At 62.1% G+C, this 22,316-nt stretch carries 26 protein-coding genes; 19 read left to right on the forward strand and 7 right to left on the reverse strand.

The window, feature by feature from the left end:
• Positions 1–105: 105 nt before the first annotated feature.
• The gene (locus tag ABT375_RS00610) at positions 106–1,506 is read left to right on the forward strand and encodes an MFS transporter (protein ID WP_416463688.1); all 1,401 of its coding nucleotides are present in this window, start codon (positions 106–108) and stop codon (positions 1,504–1,506) included.
• Positions 1,507–1,632: 126 nt separating this feature from the next.
• A complete protein-coding gene (htpG, locus tag ABT375_RS00615; RefSeq protein WP_416463689.1) occupies positions 1,633–3,522 on the forward strand; it encodes a molecular chaperone HtpG in 1,890 nt (629 codons plus the stop codon).
• 68 nt (positions 3,523–3,590) lie between these two features.
• On the opposite strand, the gene ABT375_RS00620 is transcribed toward htpG, so the two are convergent.
• Positions 3,591–4,040, reverse strand: coding sequence for a DUF488 family protein (locus ABT375_RS00620; protein WP_416463690.1), 450 nt, complete (start codon positions 4,038–4,040; stop codon positions 3,591–3,593).
• A 108-nt stretch (positions 4,041–4,148) separates the two neighbouring features.
• Between ABT375_RS00620 and ABT375_RS00625 the strand changes: the two genes are divergently transcribed.
• Genes ABT375_RS00625 through ABT375_RS00635 form a run of 3 tightly spaced genes read left to right on the forward strand, consistent with a single transcriptional unit; the run spans position 4,149 to position 5,311 of the window.
• Complete coding sequence (locus ABT375_RS00625; RefSeq protein WP_416463691.1) at positions 4,149–4,547, forward strand: GFA family protein; 399 nt, start codon at positions 4,149–4,151, stop codon at positions 4,545–4,547.
• Between the two features lie 18 nt (positions 4,548–4,565).
• Positions 4,566–4,985, forward strand: a complete 420-nt coding sequence (locus ABT375_RS00630; protein ID WP_416463692.1) for a secondary thiamine-phosphate synthase enzyme YjbQ — start codon at positions 4,566–4,568, stop codon at positions 4,983–4,985.
• A 26-nt stretch (positions 4,986–5,011) separates the two neighbouring features.
• Complete coding sequence (locus tag ABT375_RS00635) at positions 5,012–5,311, forward strand: GNAT family N-acetyltransferase (protein ID WP_416463693.1); 300 nt, start codon at positions 5,012–5,014, stop codon at positions 5,309–5,311.
• Between the two features lie 30 nt (positions 5,312–5,341).
• On the opposite strand, the gene ABT375_RS00640 is transcribed toward ABT375_RS00635, so the two are convergent.
• Together ABT375_RS00640 and ABT375_RS00645 are read right to left on the reverse strand one after the other, a co-directional pair.
• Complete coding sequence (locus ABT375_RS00640; protein WP_416463694.1) at positions 5,342–5,599, reverse strand: hypothetical protein; 258 nt, start codon at positions 5,597–5,599, stop codon at positions 5,342–5,344.
• Positions 5,600–5,654: 55 nt separating this feature from the next.
• On the reverse strand, positions 5,655–6,752 hold the full coding sequence (locus ABT375_RS00645) for a metallophosphoesterase (protein WP_416463695.1): 1,098 nt from the start codon (positions 6,750–6,752) through the stop codon (positions 5,655–5,657).
• Positions 6,753–7,253: 501 nt separating this feature from the next.
• Here ABT375_RS00645 and ABT375_RS00650 point away from each other — a divergent pair.
• The 5 genes from ABT375_RS00650 (at position 7,254) to ABT375_RS00670 (ending at position 10,804) form a co-directional block, all read left to right on the forward strand.
• Positions 7,254–8,945, forward strand: coding sequence for a YbhB/YbcL family Raf kinase inhibitor-like protein (locus ABT375_RS00650; protein WP_416463696.1), 1,692 nt, complete (start codon positions 7,254–7,256; stop codon positions 8,943–8,945).
• Positions 8,942–9,727: an SHOCT domain-containing protein gene (locus ABT375_RS00655; protein WP_416463697.1), complete on the forward strand. Its 786-nt coding sequence runs from the start codon at positions 8,942–8,944 to the stop codon at positions 9,725–9,727. The genes ABT375_RS00650 and ABT375_RS00655 overlap by 4 nt, the downstream gene beginning before the upstream one ends.
• Positions 9,728–9,808: 81 nt before the next feature.
• Positions 9,809–10,111 (forward strand): hypothetical protein, encoded by a 303-nt coding sequence (locus ABT375_RS00660; RefSeq protein WP_224551079.1) that lies wholly within the window; start codon positions 9,809–9,811, stop codon positions 10,109–10,111.
• A 68-nt stretch (positions 10,112–10,179) separates the two neighbouring features.
• Entirely contained in the window at positions 10,180–10,302 is a 123-nt protein-coding gene (locus tag ABT375_RS00665) for a TMEM175 family protein (RefSeq protein ID WP_416463698.1), read from the forward strand.
• Positions 10,283–10,804, forward strand: a complete 522-nt coding sequence (locus ABT375_RS00670) for a TMEM175 family protein (protein ID WP_416463699.1) — start codon at positions 10,283–10,285, stop codon at positions 10,802–10,804. Before ABT375_RS00665 ends, ABT375_RS00670 begins: the two co-directional genes overlap by 20 nt.
• Positions 10,805–10,869: 65 nt before the next feature.
• Here the strand turns inward: ABT375_RS00670 and ABT375_RS00675 are convergent, their stop codons facing one another.
• Positions 10,870–11,916 (reverse strand): ATP-dependent DNA ligase, encoded by a 1,047-nt coding sequence (locus tag ABT375_RS00675; RefSeq protein WP_416463700.1) that lies wholly within the window; start codon positions 11,914–11,916, stop codon positions 10,870–10,872.
• Positions 11,917–12,100: 184 nt separating this feature from the next.
• Between ABT375_RS00675 and ABT375_RS00680 the strand changes: the two genes are divergently transcribed.
• Complete coding sequence (locus ABT375_RS00680; protein WP_416463701.1) at positions 12,101–13,006, forward strand: Ku protein; 906 nt, start codon at positions 12,101–12,103, stop codon at positions 13,004–13,006.
• A 3-nt stretch (positions 13,007–13,009) separates the two neighbouring features.
• Positions 13,010–13,264 (forward strand): hypothetical protein, encoded by a 255-nt coding sequence (locus tag ABT375_RS00685; protein ID WP_416463702.1) that lies wholly within the window; start codon positions 13,010–13,012, stop codon positions 13,262–13,264.
• A 6-nt stretch (positions 13,265–13,270) separates the two neighbouring features.
• On the opposite strand, the gene ABT375_RS00690 is transcribed toward ABT375_RS00685, so the two are convergent.
• A complete protein-coding gene (locus ABT375_RS00690) occupies positions 13,271–13,483 on the reverse strand; it encodes a KTSC domain-containing protein (protein ID WP_416463703.1) in 213 nt (70 codons plus the stop codon).
• Between the two features lie 170 nt (positions 13,484–13,653).
• Between ABT375_RS00690 and ABT375_RS00695 the strand changes: the two genes are divergently transcribed.
• Entirely contained in the window at positions 13,654–14,616 is a 963-nt protein-coding gene (locus ABT375_RS00695) for a GNAT family N-acetyltransferase (protein ID WP_416463704.1), read from the forward strand.
• An 86-nt stretch (positions 14,617–14,702) separates the two neighbouring features.
• Positions 14,703–17,195: a DNA ligase D gene (gene ligD, locus ABT375_RS00700; RefSeq protein WP_416463705.1), complete on the forward strand. Its 2,493-nt coding sequence runs from the start codon at positions 14,703–14,705 to the stop codon at positions 17,193–17,195.
• A gap of 76 nt (positions 17,196–17,271) precedes the next feature.
• On the opposite strand, the gene ABT375_RS00705 is transcribed toward ligD, so the two are convergent.
• Positions 17,272–17,487 carry a hypothetical protein gene (locus ABT375_RS00705; protein WP_416463706.1) on the reverse strand — a complete coding sequence of 72 codons (216 nt, stop codon included), beginning with the start codon at positions 17,485–17,487 and terminating at the stop codon, positions 17,272–17,274.
• A gap of 158 nt (positions 17,488–17,645) precedes the next feature.
• On the opposite strand from ABT375_RS00705, the gene ABT375_RS00710 reads away from it, so the two are divergent.
• From ABT375_RS00710 to ABT375_RS00730, 5 genes are all read left to right on the forward strand, one after another.
• On the forward strand, positions 17,646–19,328 hold the full coding sequence (locus ABT375_RS00710) for an FAD/NAD(P)-binding protein (RefSeq protein WP_416463707.1): 1,683 nt from the start codon (positions 17,646–17,648) through the stop codon (positions 19,326–19,328).
• Positions 19,328–19,840: a DUF1543 domain-containing protein gene (locus ABT375_RS00715; RefSeq protein WP_416464954.1), complete on the forward strand. Its 513-nt coding sequence runs from the start codon at positions 19,328–19,330 to the stop codon at positions 19,838–19,840. Before ABT375_RS00710 ends, ABT375_RS00715 begins: the two co-directional genes overlap by 1 nt.
• Before the next feature lie 153 nt (positions 19,841–19,993).
• Complete coding sequence (locus ABT375_RS00720; protein WP_261935126.1) at positions 19,994–20,170, forward strand: hypothetical protein; 177 nt, start codon at positions 19,994–19,996, stop codon at positions 20,168–20,170.
• Between the two features lie 196 nt (positions 20,171–20,366).
• Positions 20,367–21,215, forward strand: a complete 849-nt coding sequence (locus ABT375_RS00725; RefSeq protein WP_416463708.1) for a transglutaminase-like domain-containing protein — start codon at positions 20,367–20,369, stop codon at positions 21,213–21,215.
• A gap of 431 nt (positions 21,216–21,646) precedes the next feature.
• On the forward strand, positions 21,647–22,000 hold the full coding sequence (locus tag ABT375_RS00730) for a hypothetical protein (protein WP_416463709.1): 354 nt from the start codon (positions 21,647–21,649) through the stop codon (positions 21,998–22,000).
• Between the two features lie 17 nt (positions 22,001–22,017).
• Here ABT375_RS00730 and ABT375_RS00735 read toward each other — a convergent pair whose 3' ends face one another.
• Positions 22,018–22,314, reverse strand: a complete 297-nt coding sequence (locus tag ABT375_RS00735; RefSeq protein WP_416463710.1) for a UvrB/UvrC motif-containing protein — start codon at positions 22,312–22,314, stop codon at positions 22,018–22,020.
• Positions 22,315–22,316: the final 2 nt, after the last annotated feature.

Raw genomic sequence — 22,316 nt, forward strand, 5'->3', positions numbered from 1 at the left:
GAGGGCGCTGATGCTTTCGATCAGGGAACCGGTTCATAGCGATTTTGGTGGCTGTCCGGCTACGCCAAGCTAAGGTCTGATCGTAGTCGCCGAAGGAGGGGCAAATTGTCGACCTATTCCTGCGATCGCGGACAGGCCGAAGCGGTCAAGGGCAAAAGCGTTGCGCATCCGGGCTGGACCATTGCGGCGACCATGCTTGCCTCTAGCCTCGCCTTCATCGACGGATCAGTTACCAATGTCGCCTTGCCCGCGATCGGCAAAGAGCTTGGGGGGGATGCATCCAGCCTGCCTTGGGTCATTAACAGCTATCTGCTGCCGCTGTCCGCTCTTCTGCTTCTCGGTGGGGCTGCCGGCGATCATTTCGGGCGCAAGCGCGCGCTGATCCTCGGCATCATTCTGTTCGCGCTCGCCTCGGTCGGCTGCGCCTTCGCGCCGGACCTGCCGTCCCTGTTCCTCGCACGGGCCGCGCAGGGCGTCGGCGCGGCAATCCTGATGCCCAACAGCCTTGGGATATTGGGCAGTTCGTTCGAGGGAGAAGCCCGCGGGCGTGCGGTCGGCACCTGGGCCGCGGCCGGTGCGATAGCGAGTGCCGTTGGGCCACCGCTCGGCGGTTGGCTGGTCGACAGCGTCGGCTGGCGCGCGATCTTCTATCTGAACATCCCCGTCGCTACGGCCGCGATCATTGTGGCGTGGCACTATGTGGAAGAGAGCGCACAGGGACGAGGACGGCTCGACTGGATGGGCGCACTGCTTGCGACGGCCGCGCTCGGCACGCTGACTTGGGCGCTGACCCTGTGGTCGAGCCGTCATGCCGCATCGTTTGATACCTGGGCCGGCCTTGGCGGCGGCATCATGCTGCTCGTCCTGTTCCTGATCGTCGAGCACCGGCTCGGCGACCGCGCGATGATGCCGCTTGCCCTGTTCGCCTCGCGTCCCTTTGTCGGGCTGACGCTTCTCACGCTGTCGCTCTACGGCGCTCTAGGCGGACTGCTGGTACTGCTGCCTTATCTGCTGATCGTCGGGGGCCAGTACAGCCCGACCCAGGCGGGGCTCGCGCTCCTGCCTTTCTCGATCGTCATCGGAACGGTATCGCGCCTTGCCGGCCGCCTTGCCGAACGGATCGGACCGCGCTGGCCGCTGTCGATCGGGCCGATAGTCACCGGCGCAGGGTTCGCACTCGTGGTCCGCGCCGATCCGAATGCGAGTTATTGGACCAGCATTCTGCCAGGCATGGCCGTGGTCGCGCTCGGCATGGCGGGTGCGGTCGCGCCGCTAACGACCGCTGTGCTGTCCTCGGTGGATGATCGGCACACAGGTACGGCTTCGGGCTTCAACAGCGCGACAGCGCGGACCGGCGGGCTGGTGGCGACAGCAATCGCCGGCGCAGTGATCGCGGTGCCTCGCGCCGACCTGACCGGTGCGTTTCAGGCGGCGGCGATCGTCGCGGCCGTTCTGGCCGTCGCCGCCGGCGTGATCGCGTTCCTTACGCTGGCAAAATCCAGCTAAGCGGCGTGCAGAGCTCTCCTCCTCGGCTAGCTCTTGGGCTTGTCCGACTGCGCTTGCCTCTTGAACCGATTGCGCATTCGATCCATCTGACCGTCGCCCTATTGTCAGATGAGAGATGTACGACCAATGACAGCCGACACCGTGAGCGCCCCTGAAACGCGTGCCTTCGAGGCCGATGTTTCCAAGCTCCTGCACATGATGGTGCACTCGGTCTATTCGGATAAGGATGTGTTCCTGCGCGAGCTCATCTCCAACGCGGCCGACGCGTGCGAGAAGCTGCGCTACGAGGCGATTTCGAATCCGGCCCTCTTCGGCGATGATCCGCAGCCGCGGATCACGCTGATCCTCGACAAGGAAGCCGGCACCATCGTTGTCGAGGATAATGGCATCGGCATGACCGCGGCTGACATGGGTGAGACGCTCGGCACCATTGCGCGCTCGGGGACCAAGGCGTTCATGGACAAGTTGGTGGCCGAAAAGGACGGAGAGGGTCAGCAGCTGATCGGCCAGTTCGGTGTCGGCTTTTACTCGGCCTTCATGGTCGCAGGCCGGGTCGATGTGGTTTCACGGCGCGCTGGTACGGATGAGGCGGCGAGCTGGTCGTCCGCCGGTCAGGGCACCTACACTATCGCGCCGGTCGATGTAGCGGACGCACCCGCGCGCGGCACGCGGGTGACGCTCCATCTGCTCGATGACGCCAAGACCTATGCCGAGCGCTACACAGTGGAGCGGATCGTGAAAGCGCAGTCTGGCCATGTGCCGGTACCCATCTTCGTCAAGGAGCAGGGCAGCGAGGAGGAAGAGCGGCAGGTCGCTGACGGCGCCGCGCTCTGGACCAAGGCGAAGTCGGAGATCAGCGAAGAGGATTATGCCGACTTTTATCGCAGCGTCGCGGGCCAGTTCGACAAGCCGGCGCTGACCCTCCATTACCGGGCGGAGGGTCGCCACGAATATTCGGTGCTGACCTTCATTCCCGAGACCAAGCCGTTCGACCTGTTCGATCCCGACCGCAAGGGTCGGATCAAGCTCTATGTCCGCCGCGTGTTCATCACCGACGAGGCCGATATCCTGCCGCGTTACCTGCGCTTCGTGCGCGGTCTCGTCGATTCTGCCGACCTGCCGCTCAACATGTCGCGCGAGATGATCCAGGACAGCCCTGTGCTGTCCGCCATCCAGAAGGGTGTGAGCAACCGGGTCCTTTCCGAGTTGGATAAGCTCGCGGGCAGCGAGCCTGAGCGGTACGCCGCGATCTGGGAGAATTTCGGGGCCGTCCTCAAGGAAGGTCTCTACGAGGATTTCGAGCGGCGCGAGCAACTGCTGGGTCTCGCCCGGTTCAAGAGCACGACGTCGGACGGGCAATGGCGCTCGCTCAAGGACTATGCCGCCTCGCTCAAGGAAAACCAGACCGCGATCTACTATGCCACCGGCACGGACCTGGAGCGGATCGCGCAGTCGCCGCAGCTCGAAGGGTTCAAGGCTCGTGGCATCGAGGTGCTGTTGCTCCCTGACCAGGTCGACAGTTTCTGGACGACCATAGGCGTCGATTATGAGGGCAAGCCTTTCAAATCCGTGACCCAGGGCGCGACCGACCTCAGCCTCATCCCGCTGGCGGAGGGCGGGGCTGCCTCGGAGGCCCAGGCCAGCGAGGAAGTCAGCGACTTCATTGCCTTTGCCAAGCAAGTCCTGGCGGACCAGGTCTCGGACGTTCGCGTGTCCGATCGGCTGACGACCAGTGCCGTCTGCATCGTCGCGCCCGAGAACGCGATGGATCTGCAGCTGGAGAAGATGCTGGCGTCGGCCGGACGCGCGCCCGAGCGGGCCAAGCCCGTGCTGGAGGTGAATGCGGGCCATGCGCTGATCGCGAAACTGGGCGAGGCCAGCGGGAGTGAAGAAGACCGTAGCGACCTGGCGTTCTTACTGCTCGACGAGGCGCGGATCGCAGAGGGAGAGCCGCCGGCCGATCCACGCGCCTTTGCCGAGCGCCTTGAACGCCTGATGGCGAGGGCGCTCGGCTGACGGCATGTCGGACATCGGTTCCGGCCGGAGCCGATGGCGATCCTCCTATGCTCTCCTTAAAGGTGGCATTAGGCGGTCCGCTTACTCGCGGGATAAAGATCGATGCGATCGGCATCCGGCAGGATCGCGTCGATCAGCAGCGATCGATGGCAACCGCCCGGCTCGCGTTCGAAGCAGAGGAGGGCGGTGGGCCTCTCTTGCGCCATTTCAACCAATTGCGCGCCCTGGACGATCGCTTCGGGCAGGTCGAGCTGGCCGGAATAGACTTCCGCCAGGCGCGCATGATTGCCCTTGCGCGCGGCCTCCCGGCCCTCGGGCGGCGTGCCCAGCGCCTTGAGCCCGATATAGTCGATACCCGCGTCCCTGAGCCCCGCCGCGAGGATATTCTTGGAGAAGCCGGGCCTGCGCGACAGCGGAACGGCGCGAATATCTGCCAGCAACGTGACGCCCGCTTCCTTCAGGGCCGCGATAAGCTCGGCCTGGGTCGCGCCATCATATCCGATTGTGAAGATCTGCATGCGACCCAGATAGGGTGACGGTCTTTCGATTACACGGGCTTCCTCGATCGATTGCGCCCGTCGCGGATACTGGCGGGACCAGTTTCGGCGGCTGCGCGTTGTTTGACCATGACAAACGATATCCGGGAACGGTGCGGCGGATGCGCGTGCGGCGCGCTGCGCTTCGTTGCGAGCGGCGCGGCCGTGCGCGTCGGCCTGTGTCATTGCCTTACCTGTCAGAAGGCGCATGGCGCGCCCTATCTCGCCTTCGCCGTCTTTCCGCTCGGGGCGGTCGACCTGTCGGGCGCGCATGCCGGATGGGAGAGCAGCGCCGGTTATCACAGGCTATATTGTCCGGCGTGCGGATCGCGCTTTGCCAACTTGGCAGGCGACGAGATCGAGCTTCCGGTCGCGAGCTTTCACGATGCGTCAGGGCTCGACCCGCAATATGAGAATTGGACCATCCGGCGGCTATCCTGGGTCGCACCTCTTGCGGTTCCCCAATTTGCGCGCGATCGGGATAGCTGAATGGGCAAGGAGGGGCGCGTGCGGCAAGAGACGACAATCCTTTCAATCGATACGCCGGGCCAGGGGCTGCATGAGGTGACCGATCCGATCCTGCGGTGGGTCCAGGAAGGCGGGATTGCAGAAGGTCTGCTGACGATCTTCTGCCAGCACACGTCCGCATCGCTGCTCATCCAGGAAAATGCCGCGCCGGCCGCGCGCCGCGACCTGGAGGCCTATTTCGCGCGGATCGCGCCCGAGGATCCGGTGCGTTACGATCATGACGATGAGGGACCCGACGACATGCCCGCCCATCTGCGCGCGGCGCTCACGCAGGTGCAGCTTTCCGTCCCCGTGATCGACGGCGCGCTGAGCCTGGGAACATGGCAGGGCATCTACCTGTTCGAACATAGGCGCACGGCGCACGCCCGACGGCTTACCCTCCATCTCATGGGCGAATGACTGGCAGAACCGAAGCTGGAGATAGGATGATGGCCGACACGGGCGATGTACGGAATAACGAGGCGGAGGGGCGCTATGAGCTGGCGGTCGACGGACAGTTGGCGATCGCGGCCTATGACCGGCGGGAAGGTGCGCTGGTTTTCACCCATACGCAGGTGCCCGAAGCGCTTGAGGGACAGGGCGTCGGCAGTCGCCTGGTCAAGGACGCCCTCGCCGACGCCCGCGCGCAAAACCTCAAAGTCGTGCCGCTGTGCGAATTTGTCGCGGCCTATATCGAGCGTCATCCCCAAGAGCAGGATCTGCTGGCGCTCGACGCGCCCGGATGAGCGCTCGGGGCAAGTCGAGACGCCGCAGCGCTAGAGGCCGAGCTTGTCGAGCGCGGCGGTCAGTTCGGCGGCGGCTGCCGTCCCGTCCTTTGGCGTCATGCGGTTCAGAACCGTCTGCACGCGTTTCTGGGCGACCTGGATCGTCTTGTGCCGGACCTCACGGGTTGCATTGGTTCGCCAGGAATGGCTCTGACCAAGCAATGCCGCCCATTTGGCTTCTTCCGCGGCCAGGACAGACAGGGCGAGGCGAAGGCCGTCGCGGCGGCCATGGTCATAGTCGTTGGGCATCAAAGACATCCGGAAGGTAGGCATGCGCCGCTTGAAATGGCGCTGACAAGACAGTTCATGGCGCGCGGCGAAGCGTCAGGCGCGTCAACTCGGACGGACGACGAAGGCGCAGGGCGAAACCGGGCCAGATGCCGGTACCGTTGTTCACATATAGCGTCATGCCATCGACATCGTAAGGACCTGATACGAACCCAGCATTTCCGCGCGCCACCAGCCGATCGAGGCCGGGCATCATCCCACCATGCGTATGCCCGGACAGCTGCGCCGCGACGCCGCGCGCAGCGGCACGACGGGCACCGCGCGGCTGGTGGTCAAGCAGCAGAATGGGGACACCGGGCGGGCCTTCCGCAAGCGCGGCGACGAGGTCCGGCTTGGGCTGCCCCGTCGCGGGCGCTGACACGTCGGTGACGCCGGCGAGCATGAGGTGCGCGCCACGCCGTTCCAGGATCGCGTGGGCGTTGGCGAGGATGCGCATGCCCATATCGGCAAAATGCTGCATCCACTCGCGATAGCCGAGAAAATATTCATGGTTCCCAGGGCTCATATAGACGCCATCCCTGGCGCGCAGCGCGCCCAAAGGCGCCACATCGGTGCGGCGCATCGCAAGCGAACCGTCGATCACGTCGCCCGTCACGACGATGAGATCGACGTCCAGCGTATTGACGCGTTCGACGACCCTTTGTGTCCATGCCTTGGGAAACAGGCGGCTGATGTGGAGATCGGTGAGCTGGACGATGGTGTAACCTTCGAACTCCGGCGGCAGGCCGCGGATATGAAGATCGATGTCCTTGAGCGGCGGAACGCGCACGGCATTGAGAACGCCGATCGCGGCCAGAAGGCTGGCGGCCGCTGCCATCGCATAGCGGACGGCGTTCGGCACCGCAGGCGCCTCGCCCGGTAGCATCCACATGGCCAAAATCGTCACATCGAGCAGCAGCTGGAGCAGCGCGAGGAACAGGATGGCGCCGCTGGCCCAGTTAAAGAGAATGACGATGCCGCGCGGGAATTCGGGCGTGAACACCGAACCCGACGACAATCTGCTCCAAAAGTGAAATTGCGATGCGGCGAGGAGCAAGCCTGCCACCGCGACCTTGGCCAGAACCGGGACCGCCAGGGGCCACAGGAACTGGGTGATGACCAGGATCGCGGGCAACGCAAAAATGAAGTGGACGATGGCAAGGCTCCGATGAGCGGGCTAAGATGGCGTGCGGGCACGCTCCGCTGGTCGAAGGTGGGAAGCCGCCGCCTTGTTCGCAATGGGATGACGCCGCCGGTCGGCGCGAGTTTCATGGTTACGACCCTTCGCGCTTATGAGGGTAAGGCGGCCAGCGCTGTTCGACGGGCAGAGCAAGCCCAGGACGCAAGGTTCAATCTGCGTCATCGATAGCCCTGTCCAGAAGGGGCTCGTCACTTTGATCAGGATCAACGCAATTCTGTCCATTCGTTCAGGATCGTCTGCAGAGCCTGGGACGTTGAGCGCGTAATTCGATCATGAAGGATTTGCATGCCTCATTACCATCTCCTCGCTGACGACTGCGTTGCCGCGCGCAAAGTATCAAGCAAGCGCTCCTGGGTTCTCGCGACAGCGATCTTCTTCGCGTCCACGTCCATGTCCACCGCCTTCGCTCAACAAGGCGACGGAACGCATGTCACGATGTCGACGACCATCTTCAAACCCGCCAAGGTGCCGGCGACGCCCGAACGCATCGCGTCCATCAAGGCGCCCCCGGGCTTTACGGTAACCGCCTTTGCCACCGGCCTCAAAAACGCCCGTGTCCTCGCCGTTTCGGCCGATGGGACGGTCTATCTGACGCGTCGCGATCAGGGCGATGTGCTGATGCTGAAGGACGCCGATGGTGACGGTCGGGCGGACGGCATGCCCGTGACCGTCGCCAATCGGGCAGGTATGCACGGTATCGCGATCCATGGCACGAAAATGTACCTGGTGACGGTCAAGGAGCTCTTCGTCGCCGATATCATGGGCGACGGCACACTCGGGCCGCTGACGATGCTCGCCGGCGATCTTCCCGACGCAGGGCAGCATGCAAACCGCACGATCGCTTGGGGCCCGGACGACATGCTGTATCTCAGCGTTGGTTCGACTTGCAACGTCTGCAACGAAAGCAATCCCGAGAATGCGACGATCCTGCGTATATCGCCCGACGGCAAGAGCCGGACGATCTTCGCAAGCGGCCTGCGCAACACGATCGGTTTCGACTGGGACCCCAGGTCGGGTGAGCTGTGGGGCCTCGACAACGGCATCGATTTTCTGGGCGACGAGGATCAGCCCGAGGAGTTGAACCGCATCGAGGCCGGCAGGGCCTATGGCTGGCCCCATGCCTATGCCGATGGAAAAATCTATCCCCAGTCGACGCCGGTGGGCGGGATCACCAAGGAGCAGTGGAAAGCGCAGAGCGTTCCGATGGTGCTGGGCTACGACGCTCATGCAGCGCCGATGCAGATGCTTTTCTACAAGGGCGCTTCCTTCCCGTCGGACTATAATGGCGACGCCTTCGCGACGATGCGCGGTTCGTGGAACCGGGAACGGCCATCGGGTTACAATATCGTTCGCATCCGCTTCGATCGCGGCACGGCGACGGCAATCGAGCCGTTCGTGACCGGCTTCCTGACCGATGGCGGGCAGACGCATATCGCCAGGCCCATGGGCCTTGCGGTCGCCAAGGACGGCTCGCTGCTGATGGCGGACGACGCCAATGGGGTGATCTACCGCATCGCTTATGGAAAAGGCCGGAAGAATGCGGTGACGACGATGGCGCCGGCGGTTGCGATGGTTCGCCAGACGGGCAAGGGAAGCGATGTGCCGCTGGCCCTCGCGCGACCCGAAACATCGGCGCGGGGAGTAATCGGTATCACATCGGCAACGATCCAGCCTAATGGCGCAATCCCGATGAAGCATAGCGACTATGCCGACGGCGCGTCTCCCGCGCTACGATGGAACGCCGTGCCCGGCGCGCAAAGCTACGCGCTCATCGTCGAAGATCCCGATGCCAAGCCCGCGTCGCCCTTCGTCCACTGGGTCGCCTGGAATATACCGGCCTCCGTTACGGCGCTGCCGGAAGGCGTGCAGGAACAGCCCCGGCTGACCGAGCCGGAAGGCCTGCTTCAGGGGCGAACCACGCGCGGGTCGACCGGCTATTATGGGCCGCGTCCGCCGGTCGGCGATCCGCCGCACCATTATCATTTTCAGATCATGGCGCTCGACCGGATGCTGACGGTGCCAGCGGGCGCAGATCGCGACGCGGTGCTGACGCAGGCGAAAGGTCATGTGATCGCCAAGGGCGAACTCATCGGAACCTATGCCCATACAGTGGCACCACCCAAATGAAGGCGCTGGAAAACCTGACGCAAGAGGGTGCCCGGTTGGTCGATGAACTGGCCGATCGCCACGGCGTCAGCCGTGAGGCCGCAGCGACGCTGCTACAGGCGATGGCGGCAGGTGGCGGTAATCAGGCGCAATTCAACCATGCCGAATTGGGAGGTCTCGGACAATGGTCGCGCGGCGGCATGCTGATGATCGGCAACATGTTTAATCATGGCCTGAAAGCCAGGGTTGCGGCTCTGGCGGAGGACCTTGCGACGGCCTTGCGAGCCGATGTCTCGGCCCTGACGCGCGTTACCGCATCGGACATGTCTGCGTCGAACGAGAGCGGCCGATGGCCGGTTGCACTGGGTAACCCGGCTTCGAGCGGATCGCAGAACGACATGCATTATGCGGTTTTCCCCGCAATGCATCGCCTTGCTATTGAGAGAGGCGGGCAGATCACGCTCTATGATACGGCCGATCACCAGATTATCGGGTTCGGCCAGCAGCAGGGTGACGGTCAGTCGCTCACTCTGACCACTCAATATGGTCTCGTCCGGGTGGACAGCCTTGCGGTGGTGTCGACGGACGGCCGATCGATCGGCGAACTGGCACCTGATGAAGGCGGGCCTTCGGGGGATGGCACAGCCGTCGCCGGGGTTCATGCGAAGCCGCGAGCTGCTGCCGCCGAACCTGACGGCGGCATAGTCGCGACGATCGAAGCGCTCGCCGGACTGCACGCAAAGGGCATACTGACGGACGACGAGTTTTCGGCCAAGAAGGCAGATCTGCTTTCGCGTTTGTGATCCGGCATAGCTTCCTGTCCTTGCGGTGGAACTTCCCGGAACCACTACGCGCTGTGCCGAGAGAATGACCTGAACGAAATCTTGGCGGAGGCCTTCAATTTGAGTGAAGCAAGCTGGAGCGATACGACGAAGACTCCCGCAATCGATTGGTCAATCAGTGCGGGGCTCGAAAATGTCGCGCGTGGCGGACAGGATATTGCCGAGGTCACCAACCTTGAAGGCGCGGTGCGGGCATGGTTGGCGCTCGATCAGGAGCATCAGAAGGAGGCCAGGTTGACGATCGAGCATCCGATCCTGCTCGATGGTGTCGCAATGTCTCACTTCTCGGGTCTGACTATCGCGGCGTTGGCTGAGCACTTGCCCCCTGAAACCAGCCGGGCGTGACGCGGGCGGGCGACCGCGTGGATCCGGAGGAGGCGCCTCGTCTCGACGCCCACCAAGGCGACGGGGTCGTGCGCGCAACGACGCGGATGGAGGCCTTCGCCGACGCGGTGTTCGCCATCGCGTTCACCATCCCGGCGGTCGAGGTGGTTATTCCGCATGCCGACAAATTCTATGGCGCCAAAGCTGCTTGAACTATGGCCCACCTATCTTGGATATGGCCTCTCGGCGCTGGTGGTTGGCATATATTGGGTGAACCATCATTTCGTTGGCGCGATCTACCGCACCGCTGGGCATCGTTTTCTGCTCGCGACCCTGCTATTCCTGGCCGCGGTCGGCTTCATCGCAGTGCCGACGCGTGCCTTTGCCGAGAATATCCTCGACCAGGACGCTCGGATCGCGGGCGCCCATTTCTATGTTTGCGCACTTTCCTTCGCGTCGCTGTGCTGGTGGCTCAAATGGAGGGTCGGTATCGCGCAGGGCGAGATCGACGAGCGTTTGGAAGCTGGCTATGTTCGGCGCCTTAACGGACGCTACGCTGTCGCCACGCTGCTTATGACCGCTGCTATTCCGCTCGTGTTTGTACGTTGGGAGGCGGAACTTGCTCTGGGGGGCATTGTGACGCTCTCCTTCCTGCGAACCCCTGAGACGCCGCAATATCGAAATGCTTCACCTGAAATCGAGGGGGAGGGGTGACAAGGCAACTTGCCTCCCGATGCGAAGTCGAAGCGACAACGCGCGTTGATGCGGATTTCCGTCGTTCATCCTTTGCTATCACCGACAGGTTGTAGGTCGAACAGCTCGGACGGACGCAGTTCATACTGTAGCTGGTCCATGCGGCACTGATGTGGCGCCTTGTCCGGGCGCCACCGCACCAGCGCTGTCCCGTGCCGGAAGCGATCGGCTGTGACCTGATCATACTGTACCTCGACGACAAGCTCAGGGGCGAGCGGATGCCAGGGGCTCTCCTTGCCGTCGTTCCATCGGCTGGGGCCTCCAGGCGCCTTCCCGGTGAAGCCTGGTACTTGGATCAGCGCCTCGAGCCTTTTTGTCAGAACCGCCTTATCCTCATTAGCCAGCGCCGACGTGAAACCGACATGGTTGAGATGTCCGGCATCATCATAAAGTCCCAGCAACAGAGACGCGACCTCTGACCCGCTCTTGCTGCGCCTGAAACCCCCGACGACGCAATCGGCCGTACGGTGCCGCTTCATCTTGCGCATGGCGCGTGCGCCCGGCTGGTACCCTACACCCAATGGCTTGGCGATCACGCCATCAAGCGCGCCGCCGCTCTTTTGAAGCCACCAAGTAGCCTGGCGTTCATCCCCTGTCGCCGGCGAGAGGAGCAATGTCGGATTGACCTCCTGGGCATGGAACCGCTCGATCGCCGCGCGGCGGTCTTCAAGCGGTGCTTCAATCAAGCTGCGCCCGCCCAGCGCCAGGCAATCGAACAACATCAGCTTGGCCGGCGTCTCGACGGAAAGCTTCGTAATTCGACTTTCCGCAGGATGTGGGCGCGCCTGGAGGGCATCGAAGGATAATATCTCGCCAACGGGCAGGATCAGTTCGCCATCGACAACGAAATCGCGTTCATCGGTTGCAGCCAGTACTGCCACGATCTCCGGAAAATAGCGCGCGAGGCTCTTGCCCGACTTCGACATGATCTCGATCGCGTCGCCAAAACGCGAGGCGATTGCGCGGAAGCCATCCCATTTCGGTTCATATTGCCAACCGGGTCCGACCGGAAGCACGTCGACGAGCTTTGCTTCCATCGGCGGCGTGGCCGCAAGCGGGTGCGCCTTGGACATCAACTTTCCCCCGAAATGGGTATCAGCTTTTCAGATAGGCTTCGACAGCCGACGCGCTGTTTTCCGCCAACGCGCTGAGTTCTCATCCGTTGCAGCAACCGAGCAACTATTAGCGGGGAGCGACTGCGAGTGGAACGAGCATACCGGCCGCGGGTTGAGCCACGCATTGGCATAGGAGACGATCATGGCAGCACGACCTTATTGGCGAGGCCAGATCCGGCTGGCGCTGGTTTCGATCCCGGTCGAAATTTACTCAGCGACAAAAAGCGGCGCGACAATCGCCTTCAATCAGATTCACGAACCCTCGGGCAAGCGCATCAAATATGAGAAGGTCGTGCCCGGCATCGGCCCGGTCGACGTTGAAGACATCGTCAAGGGCTTCGAATATGCCAAGGGCGAATATGTCCTCCTCGACGAGAAGGAGATCGAGGGGGTGAAGCTCGAGAGCAAGAAGACGCTCGAGCTCACCCAGTTCGTCGATAGTCACGAGATCGACGCCATCTATTTCGAGAAGCCCTATTATGTCGTGCCCGCCGACGACCTCGCCGAAGAGGCCTTCATCGTCCTGCGCGAGGCACTGCGCCGCAGTCACAAAATCGGTCTTGGACAGCTCGCCATGCGCGGCCGCGAATATGTCGTCAGTATCAAGGCCTGCGGCCGCGGCCTGGTGATGGAAACGCTTCGCTATGCTGACGAGGTCAACAAGGCGGCGAGCTATTTTCGCGAGATCGGCGACGCCGATCCCGACGAGGAACTGCTCGATCTGGCCACCACGCTGATCGACAAGAAGACCGGCAAGTTCGATGCGAGCGAGTTTCACGATCGCTATGTCGACGCGCTGAAGGACCTCATCGAACGCAAGAAAAAAGGCAAGACGCTCAATATCGATGACGACAGCGACGCGGGCTCCGATCCGCGCGGCAGCAATGTCGTTGACCTGATGGCGGCACTCAAGAAATCGATCGGGCCGGCGGGCGGCGCGGCAGGCGCCAAGGCACCGGCCAAGAAGCCGGCCGCCAAAGCTGCCGCGAAGTCCGAGAAAGCGGCGGCGAAAGGCCCTGCCAAGACGCCGGCAAAAAAGCGGGCTTGAGACGTGGTCGATATCGTTCGCGCCTCTAGCAACGACGATGATGATGCTGCCTTTGCGGAGGGCGCCATCACCTTGTGGAGCAATCTGCTCGCGCTGATGGGCACCCATCTTATGGAGGCGGGTACTCCGCGCCAAGACGTCCTCGACATGCTGACCATGCTGCATGAAACCAACGAGGAAACGATACGTTCGCCCCGCGCGCGGGCGATAGCCGGCCGTCACCTGATGTCGGTTTATCGGGTGCTGGGTGAAGCATGAGAATCGTCAGGCATTTGGGCCAAAGCGTCGCCGCTCCGGATCGCGGCGGCACTGGAAACGTCCCTTGATCTGTTCGTTGAAGAAGGCGCCCGCGGAACTGGCTTTGCAGAGCGCCTCGAAGATGGTCGCGGGCACCTCATAATAGAGATATTTGCCCGTCTGCTTGAACGAGACGCTCAGGACGCGCGCATCATCGTCAAATGCGACACGGTCGATCATCGATGAGGTTTTGATACGGCAGGCACGCATGCCGGCTCAGCGTGCGGCGGACTCCGCCGTTCCAGTGCATGCGGCGAAGCGAATCCCTCGCGCGCCCAAGCGAGTCATGGCGAGCCAGCAGCGCCTGCCATGCCGTCTGAACCGGCGCCCCGATTGCGGGTTATGAAGATATGCCCGACGAGACCATCGATCAGAGACTGCGCGAAATGGCGGAGCACCGCGGCTTCAAGCTCGTCAAATCACGCCGGCGCAAGCCCGGCTCGGGAGATTATGGCAAGTTCGGGCTGACGCAGGCGGATGGAAAGGCGCTGCTCGGGATCGGTGAGGCCGGGTTGACGGCATCCGCCAGCGATATCGAATCCTATCTGCGCAAAGGGTCTGTGAGCACGTGGAAGGCCTCGGCTGAAACTGTGCCGGCCCGTGCCGCTTCAAAGCCGGATAGATCGACCGGGCAGGATGACGATGTCGAAAATGCGCCCGTCATCCGGCCTCGGCGCAAGAATGCCGCCACCCGAAAATCAGACGTCGGACATGCAACGTCTGGAAGGCAAGCGCTGCAATCCACCGGGGAGCAGAAGACCGATGTCGAACGGCGAAGCCGTCCGTCGAAGGGCGGCGGCGGGCGGTCGCAGACGGAAGCGAGGCCCAATGTCCGTGCTCACACCGATGCTTTGTCTCCGCCTCCGCCCGCACCTGCGCCGAAGCTCGACATTCGCGTTGTGAGGCCGGGCGACGCCGCCGGGCTGGCAAAGCTGTTGCGGCAGCTGGCACATGTCGACATCGACGAACCTGGAATAGCGCGCAATCTCGAAGCGGCACGCAAAGCCAAGGGTGGCATGGTCGTTGCTGAACTCGGCATGCTGGTTGGATGCTGCGCCTGGGCGTACGTGCCCACGATCCAATACGGGCTGATCGGGCGTATCACGATGATCCTGGTCGACGAGGATCACCGTCGCCGCGGCATTGCGACAGACTTGTTCAAAGCGGCCTCTGGCGACCTCAGCAAAGCGGGATGCACGCGCGTGGAAGCGATGAGCGATATCGAGATCAGGAACGCGCACGGTTTCTTCAGGACCTTGCAGTTCGAGCAAACGAGTTACCGGTTTGCGCGGGACCTCGATCCGGATGCCTGAAACCGATCCGTCAGTTTGACGGTTTGCGGGCGGAACGAGTCCTCCAATCCGCGGATTGAAGCGCAAAGGGATTGGACCGCGTCAGCATGGCAGGCAAGCAGACCAAGACAACAGACGACAGCCTCGCCACCTACCGGGCCAAGCGGGACTTTGCGCGCACCGCCGAGCCTGCGGGTGCGGAGCTGCCAAGCACAGGCAACGGCTTCGTCGTCCAGAAACATGCGGCGAGCCGCCTCCATTATGATTTCCGCCTCGAGCTTGATGGCGTGCTGGTCAGCTGGGCGGTGACGCGGGGCCCGAGCGTCAACCCGGACGATAAGCGCCTTGCTGTCCGGACAGAGGATCACCCCCTCGATTATGCCCGCTTCGAGGGAACGATCCCCAAGGGCGAATATGGCGGCGGGACCGTCATGCTCTGGGATAATGGCACATGGGAATCGATCCCGGGCAAGGACCCGCGCGAGACGCTGCCGGAGGGACATCTTCATTTCATCCTGCACGGCCGGCGCATGCAGGGCGAATGGATATTGTTTCGCCTGAAACCACGGGGAAGGGAGAAGGGCGAGAACTGGATCCTGCGCAAGGTGAACGACGCGTTCGCAGGCGGCTCGGATGATCTTGTGGGTATCCATCTGACCAGCGTCGATACCGGGCGCTCGATGGACGAGATCGCCGCCGGCAAAGCCGTGCGCGAGCGAAAGAGTGCGAAACCGGCGGCGAAATCTGCAAGTCCGGTCAAGTCAGCCAGGAAACGAAAGGCGGTCGGTACGCTTCCCCCGTTTCAACCGGTGCAGCTCGCGGCACTGGTCGACCATGTGCCCCCGGGCGACCGCTGGATCCATGAACTCAAATATGACGGCTATCGCACGCTGCTGGCGATCGGTGGCGGGGAGGGGCGGGCCTATACCCGTTCGGGGCTGGACTGGTCGGACCGCTTTGCCGGACTGATCGGCGATGCCACTGGTCTGGACGCGGAAAGCGCGCTTATCGATGGCGAGGCGGTCGTGATCCTGCCCGACGGGCGCACCAGCTTTCAGGCCCTGCAAGCGGCGCTCAAGGGCGATCCCGGCAAAATCGACTATGTCGCATTCGACCTGCTCGAACTCGACGGAGAAGATCTGACACAGCGCCCGCTGTTGGAACGCAAGGAGATGCTGGCGGCGCTGATTGGCGAGGGCAGGGGCCATCTGCGCTACTCCGATCATATCGTCGGACGCGGCGAGGAACTGTTCAAGAGCTTCTGCGGCGCAGGTCTCGAGGGCGTCATCTCCAAGCGTGTCGATGCGCGCTACTCCGGGTCCCGGTCCGGCTCCTGGGTGAAGACCAAATGCATCCGGCGGCAGGAGTTCGTCATCGTCGGCTGGACGCCTTCGGACAAGCAGCGCGGCTTTCGCGCACTTCTCTTGGGCGTCAACGAGAAGGGCAAGCTACGCTTTGCCGGCAAGGTCGGAACCGGCTTTACCGGCGACGAGATCGAGCGGTTGATGGCATTGATGGCGCCGCTGGAGCAGAAGACAGCGACGGTCGAGGCGCCCCGCGCCGCTGTCCGCGGCGCGCATTGGATCAAGCCGAAGCTGGTCGCCGAGGTGGCCTATATCGAGTTCACGGACGAAGGCGTGCTGCGCCACTCGAGCTATCTGGGGTTACGCGAGGACAAGAAGCCCGAAGCCGTGATACTCGAGGTGGAAGCGCCCGTTGCTGAGGCGCCGGCCGCGACCAGCGGCGTCAAGATCAGCAATCGCGACCGCGTGATCTTCCCCGAGGGCACGCTCACCAAGGGCGAGCTGGCCGACTATTATGTGGCAGTGGCTGAGATCATGCTGCCCTGGGCGGGAAGCCGGCCGATCAGTCTGGTGCGATGCCCACAGGGCCGCGACAAGAAATGCTTTTTCCAGAAGCATGACGCCGGAAGCTTCGGCGATGACGTCAAGCAAGTCGGAATTTTGGAGAAGGACGGGCACGAGGAGCCCTATATGTTTGTCGACACGCCCGCCGGACTTCTCACTTGCGTCCAGATGGGCACCATTGAGTTCCATGGTTGGGGCGCCCGCATCGAGGATGTCGAAAAGGCCGATCGGCTGGTATTCGACCTCGATCCGGACGAGGGCTTGGATTTCAAGGATGTCGTCTCCGCTGCCTTCCATCTCCAGGATGTGCTGGGACAGATGGGACTCGTCACCTTCCCGATGGTCACGGGTGGCAAGGGCGTGCATGTAATTGCGCCGCTGACGCCGACGGCGGAATGGCCGCAGGTCAAGGATTTCGCACATCGTTTTGCGGTGGCGCTGGCCCAAGCCAACCCCGAAAGATTCACCGCGGCACTTGCGAAGGCGAAGCGCACGGGCAAAATCTTCATCGACTATCTGCGCAACCAGCGCGGCGCGACCGCCGTCTTGCCCTACAGTGCGCGTTCCCGGCCCTTTGCACCGATTGCCGTGCCGCTAACCTGGGAGGAGTTGCGGGACCTCGAAAGCCCCGACCGATGGCATATCGGCGACGCTGCCGAGATGCTGAAGCGGGCGGCTTCAAAGGATTTGGCGCATTGGGGCCGCGCCGATCAAGTCTTGCCTGACCTATAGCTTGCGACCTATGACATGAGCGGCTGAAGCCGACGCGCCCCAGTGCGAAAGCACCTTCTCATCCTCCGCCTTTTCATCACGGTCGGGCGTCACTGCGGTCGCCCTCGGGATAGTCTTCGGGTTCCACGGTCCCGACCGAAGGACGGTCTTCGACATCTTCCTGCCGATTGCTTCCCTTCGTCCGGGGATCGAGATCATCCTCGTTCGGGCGGACGTCTCCGGCGGGCCCGCGGCGGGGAAGCTCGTTGGACTGACCATTATGCGGATCGAGCCCATTTTCGTTTCCGGGCATATTCTTTCTCCTTGTGCGCGATACTGGCGGAAAACCTATCCAAGGCGCAGCGTAACAAGCACTACGGTCGCTGATGAGTTTCATCTGAGGTGCGAAGTTGATCTGGATGAGTATGATTTTTCAGGAGCTATTTTAGGGTTGCACGCATTGTCCCCCGCATGACAACTTCGATTGCATTTGTCGGCGCAGGTCCGACAATGATCTACACGCTTCACGCTTTGCTGGAGCAGGAGCCGGGCCCGTTCCGCCTGACCATCTTTGAAAAGCAAGGCAGCGTCGGCCGTGGGACGCCCTACCGTCCGGGATGGAACGATCCGGCCATGCTCTCCAATATCGCCAGCATCGAAATCCCGCCGCTTGAGGAGACGCTGTTCGACTGGTTGAGCCGACAGCCCGACGAGCGCCTGGCCAATCTTCAAATTGCACGCGGTGAGATTAACGAGCGCTCCTTCTATCCACGCGTAGCCCTGGGCGAGTATTTCTGCGATCAGCTCGAGGCCATGATCGCGCGGGCAGAGCGGGCCGGTATCGATGTTACCGTGCGCACGCATTGCGCGGTGGTCGATGCCGTGGGAGGCTCCGACGGCATGACGCTTATTGCTCAATCTGGTCGCGGCGCGGCTTTCGAGGAGCAGTTCGACCATGTGGTCCTAGCCACGGGACATCAGTGGCCCGAAGAGCCGGAGGTTCGACCCGGCTATTTCCTCAGCCCTTGGCCGGCAACGGCGTTGGCTCAGGTTCCGCCCTGCAAGATCGGGATCCGCGGATCATCCCTCAGCGCGATCGATGCCGCCGTTGCGCTGGCTGTGACGCATGGCACCTTCGTAGAGGACGATGCCGGCGACGTCGCCTATTGTCCGTCGCCCGGCACAGATGATTTCCATATGACGATGCTGTCGCGCAAAGGCCTGCTCCCTGAAGCGGACTTCTATTTTCCCATACCCTATGCGCCCTTGTCATTCTGTACGGCAGAAGCAATCGAGGCGCTCGTGGCGGACCAGCGGCCGGATCTTCTCGATCGGGCCTTTGGCCTCTTCAAACGGGAGCTGGAAGTCGCCGATCCGGACTATGCCGACAAGATCGAACTGCATAAGCTCGATATGGAGGCATTTTGCGACAGCTACTTTGCCGACCGGATCGCGACCGATCCCTTCATGTGGGCCAAGGCAAATCTGGAGCAAGCACAGCGCGACTATGCACGGCGCTATACAGTGCCTTGGCGCTACGCGATCCTGCGCATGCATGAGGTGATCCAGGAGTTGGTACCGCATCTGAACGACGAGGAGTTCCGACGCTTCTCGCGCCATTTCAAGCCGATTTTCGTCGATGACTATGCCACTGTTCCCCATGTATCCATCAAGCGCATGCTGGCGCTTCATGCAGCTGGAAAGCTGTCCGTCATGGCAGTGGGCGAGGGGTACCGGATCGACAGTCATAGACCCGAGAGCGGCGCCGTGCTGGATTTAGGTTCCGAACAGACACATTTTCCCGTCTTCATCGAGGCAATGGGACAGAGGGCTTTGTCCACAAAGGATTTTCCCTTTGCGTCACTCCGCGATCAAGGGATCGTTCGCGATGTCGCTCCTGACGATGCGCCTGGTCCGACCAGGGGGATCGTGATCGACGACCAGTTCCACCCGGTTTCGCCAGACATCCCTACCGATCAGCTTTTTTGCCTAAGCCTGCCTTTCCTCATGGGGCGGCATCCCTTTATCCAGGGGATTACCAGCGCTCATGAAATGGGGCTCGTCGTGGGTGAAGAGCTTGCCAAGGCGATCAGGCGCAACGGGGTCGAATTTTACGCTCTTCCCTCGGCAACCGAGGGACGGTCCGCCTGGTGATGAAGCTCTTCGCCATCTATGTCGGTGGGGAGTTTCCCGGCGCCAATATCGAGATCCATGACGTGCGTTTCGTGGTCGCCAACAGGATCGAGGAGACGCACGCCGAACTCAGGCGTCAGTGGTGGGGCATCCCAAAGAGCCTGCACATCGATTGTTGGGCGGAAATCACCCACGCCGATGGTTATGATGTCACGCTCCGTCCGGAGCCTTTCACCGGGATGGAGAGGCTCTATTTCGTTAATCTGGGCGGTTACGAACCGGGAGAATTTGCCGAGCGGCACCGCAATCTCTTCGTGGTCGCCGACAGCGAGCCAAAAGCAAAATCGCGAGCGCTAAAATCGATCAGACACTGGAGCGATCCCCATCGCGACGATCTGTACGAGGCCGAGCAGGCTTTCTGCCTCAGTGCAAGATCGGGTGACACAGGTCTCCACGTTCATCTGATACCCGGTTCTCAACCGCATGGCCCCAATTTTGTCTGCCAATATATTCCGATCAGGAAGAATAGTTGATCCATGTTTCAAATTGGCTGGTTCGACTGTGATCTGTTCCGCATGATCAGTGCGATATAGTCTGCTTTCAATCCTCAAAGCGGAGCAAAACCCCTTCTGATGCGCTTTACACCTGTCATGACCAAGCATGACATATACCGACAGGAGATATTCATGGGCATCAAAGGTGAACTCAAGGAAGCCGCCGGTTACGTGAAGGAAGAAGCTTACGAGCACGGCAATTCGGCCGAAGCGAAGGAAAAGGCTCAGGAAGGTCGCGATCTGCGCAACGAAGGCCGGATCGAAGATGGCAAGGCGCCAAAGACGACCAAGCCGGGCACCGACAACTGACATGAACGCCCCCGCCGTGCGCGGGGGCAATCGTCTTTGAGGGGCAGCTATCTTGCAGGCCGTCGGGCTTAACCTCTTTTCTAGGCATCGCTGTCGCACTGGAAATCCAGTTTTCCTGAAACCAGTTGAATGTTCATGCACTTATGTCGCCGCATTCTCATAGCGGACCCACCAAATTTCTGTCGGAGCCTCCACCATGCTGATCCGTGCCGGCTATGACCTCATGTTCGAGGCTTATGCTCCCACGCCGCTGATTTCGATGATGAGCGTCCGTCCCGAGCGATGGAACGATCTGCAGACGACCCACCGTCTGGTCAGCGATCGTGCCATGGGTATGGAAGACTATCGGGACGTGTTCGGCAACATCTGCACGCGCATGACATTGCCCGCCGGGCGCTCCACCATAGCCTGCGATTTCGTGATCGCAGACCCCGGAACCGTTGATCGCCAAAGCCCGGAGGCCGTGCAGCACCCGATAGCGGAACTTCCCGCGGACATTCTCATGTATCTCGTCGCGAGCCGCTATTGCGACACGGACATCCTATCCAACGAGGCTTGGTGGCTCTTCGGACACATTCCGCCCGGCTGGCAGCGGGTTCAGGCAATCGTCGATTTCGTGCACAGCCATTTGACCTATGGCTATGCCTATGCCCGCTCGACCCGCACCGCCTGGGAAGCCTATCAGGAGAAGGTCGGCGTGTGCCGGGACTTTGCCCATCTGTCAGTGGCGCTGTGCCGGTGCATGAACATACCCGCCCGCTATTGCAGCGGCTATCTGGGCGATATCGGCATAGACCCCGTCGACGTCCCGATGGACTTTCATGCCTGGTTCGAAGTCTATCTGGGCGGGCAATGGCATAGCTTCGACGCGCGGCACCGTGTGCCGCGGATCGGACGGATTCTTATGGCCTGCGGTCGCGATGCAGCCGATACGGCGTTGACGACGGCATTCGGCAATGTGCGCCTTGAAAGCTTCAAGGTGCATACCGACGAGGTGACGCAAGTGCCTTTCGAGCAGAGCCCTGCCGTCAGGCTCGCTGCGTAACCGTGATCGAGGCCCGCGTAGGTCCGTCAGATCACAATCGCATGGCATCAAAAGCCTTCATCCTGAGGGATTCCCGCTGGCATGATGTGGGTACAGCGTTATCTTTGGACACATGTTCGATCGCCGGACCTTCCTGATTGCAAGTGGCGCAGCACTGATCGCGGCGCGCGCGCCAGACCTGCTCGAGCGCGCTATAGCGCGTGCAGGTGGGGACCGGGCTTTGAGACGCGCCAGGATCCTCCAATGGTCGGGGGCTGCAACGGTTACGGCAGGCGGCCGCACGGTGGAGATCGATATGGTGACGCATGTCGAACCCTTTGTGCGCGCCAGGTCCGACAGCTGGCTTACAAGCGAAGGGCCGACGCACAAACGCTCCCTCATCGTCGAGGGCGAGCAAGGCTGGATTGAGCGGAACGGGCAACGCATGGTATGTGGCCGCCATGCTCGCGCACGAGCGGGCGCAATATGCCATCTACGGCTTGATGCGCCTTGTCAGTTTGCAAGATAAGGACGCGTCATGGGCGCCTGGTTTTTTACCCGACCGCCTGATCGCCCGCCATCCCCTGGCTCCTGAAACGATATTGGGATTTGACACGGACGCACGGCTCGCCTGGGCCACCAACCGCATTCCTGCCGTGAACGGGTCTGCCATAGTCGATCAGCGCTTCGAATTTTCCGGGGAAATGGAAAACGGCGGCGTTCGATGGCCGCAGCGGCTCACCATCGCCGAGGGCGGCGAACCGTATTTCGACCTCCGTCTGAAAAGTTTCGCCGTGCAAAGCTGACCGCGTGGTCTGCTGCGCTATAGCTCATCTCTCTTAGAGAGACCCTTTGCCCTGCGACTGCGACCTCTTGTCATGGGATCTGGCTTTTTGGGACGCACCCAGCCCGCTGGCGGGCGTACGCGCTGCTGGCTCGTACCCAGACCCATCGCACCAGGCTGCTGCCGCTTAAGACCCTGTGGGTCGATATCCGTTGCGGGCTGATCGCCGCCGGCCCGCACGAGGCTGATCATGTCGCGCAGACGGGCGGCTTCATCGAAATTCAGCGCCGCGGCAGCTGCGTCCATGGCGTGTCTCAATTCTTCAAGCCGAGTCACGA

The organism is Sphingomonas sp. VDB2 (assembly GCF_047946695.1).
In the GTDB taxonomy this organism is placed as follows: Bacteria; Pseudomonadota; Alphaproteobacteria; order Sphingomonadales; family Sphingomonadaceae; genus Sphingobium; species Sphingobium bisphenolicum.

Excerpts from the sequence above, each read along its gene's own strand:
- ABT375_RS00640 (WP_416463694.1), bottom strand. The coding sequence starts at position 5,599 with ATGCCCAACGACTATGACCATGGCCGCCGCGACGGCCTTCGCCTCGCC.
- ABT375_RS00725 (WP_416463708.1), top strand. The coding sequence starts at position 20,367 with ATGCTGATCCGTGCCGGCTATGACCTCATGTTCGAGGCTTATGCTCCC.
- ABT375_RS00690 (WP_416463703.1), bottom strand. The coding sequence starts at position 13,483 with ATGATCGACCGTGTCGCATTTGACGATGATGCGCGCGTCCTGAGCGTC.
- ABT375_RS00705 (WP_416463706.1), bottom strand. The coding sequence starts at position 17,487 with ATGCCCGGAAACGAAAATGGGCTCGATCCGCATAATGGTCAGTCCAAC.
- ABT375_RS00675 (WP_416463700.1), bottom strand. The coding sequence starts at position 11,916 with ATGTCCAAGGCGCACCCGCTTGCGGCCACGCCGCCGATGGAAGCAAAG.
- ABT375_RS00710 (WP_416463707.1), top strand. The coding sequence starts at position 17,646 with ATGACAACTTCGATTGCATTTGTCGGCGCAGGTCCGACAATGATCTAC.
- ABT375_RS00650 (WP_416463696.1), top strand. The coding sequence starts at position 7,254 with ATGTCGACGACCATCTTCAAACCCGCCAAGGTGCCGGCGACGCCCGAA.
- htpG (WP_416463689.1), top strand. The coding sequence starts at position 1,633 with ATGACAGCCGACACCGTGAGCGCCCCTGAAACGCGTGCCTTCGAGGCC.
- ABT375_RS00670 (WP_416463699.1), top strand. The coding sequence starts at position 10,283 with ATGGCGCCAAAGCTGCTTGAACTATGGCCCACCTATCTTGGATATGGC.
- ABT375_RS00625 (WP_416463691.1), top strand. The coding sequence starts at position 4,149 with ATGACAAACGATATCCGGGAACGGTGCGGCGGATGCGCGTGCGGCGCG.
- ligD (WP_416463705.1), top strand. The coding sequence starts at position 14,703 with ATGGCAGGCAAGCAGACCAAGACAACAGACGACAGCCTCGCCACCTAC.
- ABT375_RS00720 (WP_261935126.1), top strand. The coding sequence starts at position 19,994 with ATGGGCATCAAAGGTGAACTCAAGGAAGCCGCCGGTTACGTGAAGGAA.
- ABT375_RS00695 (WP_416463704.1), top strand. The coding sequence starts at position 13,654 with ATGCCCGACGAGACCATCGATCAGAGACTGCGCGAAATGGCGGAGCAC.
- ABT375_RS00635 (WP_416463693.1), top strand. The coding sequence starts at position 5,012 with ATGATGGCCGACACGGGCGATGTACGGAATAACGAGGCGGAGGGGCGC.
- ABT375_RS00680 (WP_416463701.1), top strand. The coding sequence starts at position 12,101 with ATGGCAGCACGACCTTATTGGCGAGGCCAGATCCGGCTGGCGCTGGTT.
- ABT375_RS00715 (WP_416464954.1), top strand. The coding sequence starts at position 19,328 with ATGAAGCTCTTCGCCATCTATGTCGGTGGGGAGTTTCCCGGCGCCAAT.
- ABT375_RS00620 (WP_416463690.1), bottom strand. The coding sequence starts at position 4,040 with ATGCAGATCTTCACAATCGGATATGATGGCGCGACCCAGGCCGAGCTT.
- ABT375_RS00655 (WP_416463697.1), top strand. The coding sequence starts at position 8,942 with ATGAAGGCGCTGGAAAACCTGACGCAAGAGGGTGCCCGGTTGGTCGAT.